General features: G+C 78.1%; 2 protein-coding genes. Both read left to right on the top strand.

Annotated features, from left to right (window positions below; genetic code table 11):
- Positions 1–603 (top strand): sensor histidine kinase (locus tag ACFV4N_RS43985; RefSeq protein WP_499678646.1); only part of this gene is annotated, 603 nt, incomplete at its 5' end.
- On the top strand, positions 600–1,115 hold a 516-nt coding region (locus tag ACFV4N_RS43980), incomplete at its 3' end, for a response regulator (RefSeq protein ID WP_499678645.1). The genes ACFV4N_RS43985 and ACFV4N_RS43980, both read left to right, overlap by 4 nt.

Raw genomic sequence — 1,115 nt, 5'->3', positions numbered from 1 at the left:
GAGGTCAGCCGCTCCGCGCTGGCCGACGTGCGGAGCGTGGTCGGCGCGCTGCGCGACCTGCCCGCGCCGGGGTCGCCGGCCGAAACCCGCGACGAGCCGGACCAACCGGCCGGACCCGGCCACGCGCCAGGCCGACCGGCCGAAGCCCACCGCGAACCCCTGCCGGCCGGACCCGGCCACGTGCCGGACCGGCCAGGCGACCCCCGCCACGAACCACCTCTGCCGACCGAACCCGGCTACGAACTGGACCGGCTGGTCGACGAGGCGCGGTCGGCCGGGGTGGTCGTCACCGCCCGGCACGCCGACCTGTCCCGGCTCCCGGCCGCGGTGCGGGTGTCGGCCTACCGCATCGCCCAGGAGGCGCTGACCAACGTGCGCCGCCACAGCCGCCCGCCCCGCTGCCGGCTCGTCACCGCCGTCGAGGCCGGCCGGCTGGTGCTCTCCGTCGTCGACGAGGGCACGGCGCGGCCCGGTCCGCCGGGGCACGGCCTGCTGGGCATGAGGGAGCGCGTCGACCTGCACGGCGGCACGCTGCGCGCGGCCCCCGCGCCGGGCGGCGGGTTCGAGGTGCGCGCCACCCTGCCGTTCGGTGGTGCGCCGTGACCATCCGGGTGCTGCTGGCCGACGACGAGCCGCTGTACCGCGCCACCGTGCGGGCGCTGCTGGACGCGGAACCGGGGGTGGAGGTGGTGGCCGAGGCGGGCACCGGCCGGGAGGCGTGCGCGCTGGCCCGGGAGGTGCCGGTGGACGTGGCGGTGGTCGACGTGCGGATGCCCGACCTGGACGGCATCGCCGCCACCAGGCACCTCACCGCGCTCCCCCGCGCGCCGAAGGTCCTCGTCCTGACCACGTTCGACCTGGACGAGGCCGTCTACGAGACCCTGCGCGCGGGAGCGGGCGGCTTCCTGCTCAAGGACGTCCCGCCGGTCCGGCTGGTCGACGCGGTCCGGACGGTCGCCGCGGGCGAGGCGCTGCTCGCTCCCAGCGTGACGCGCAGGCTCATCGCGGACTTCGTCCGCGCGCCGCGCCCCGCCCGCCGCGCGCTCGACGGGGTGACCGCGCGGGAGCAGGAGGTGCTGGCGCTCATCACCCGGGGCCTGTCCAACGCCGAGATC

The organism is Actinosynnema sp. NPDC059797 (genome assembly GCF_042732085.1).
GTDB lineage: Bacteria > Actinomycetota > Actinomycetes > Mycobacteriales > Pseudonocardiaceae > Actinosynnema.
The sequence above is the reverse complement of the archived record's forward strand: the minus strand, read 5'-3'. Positions and strand labels throughout refer to the sequence as shown.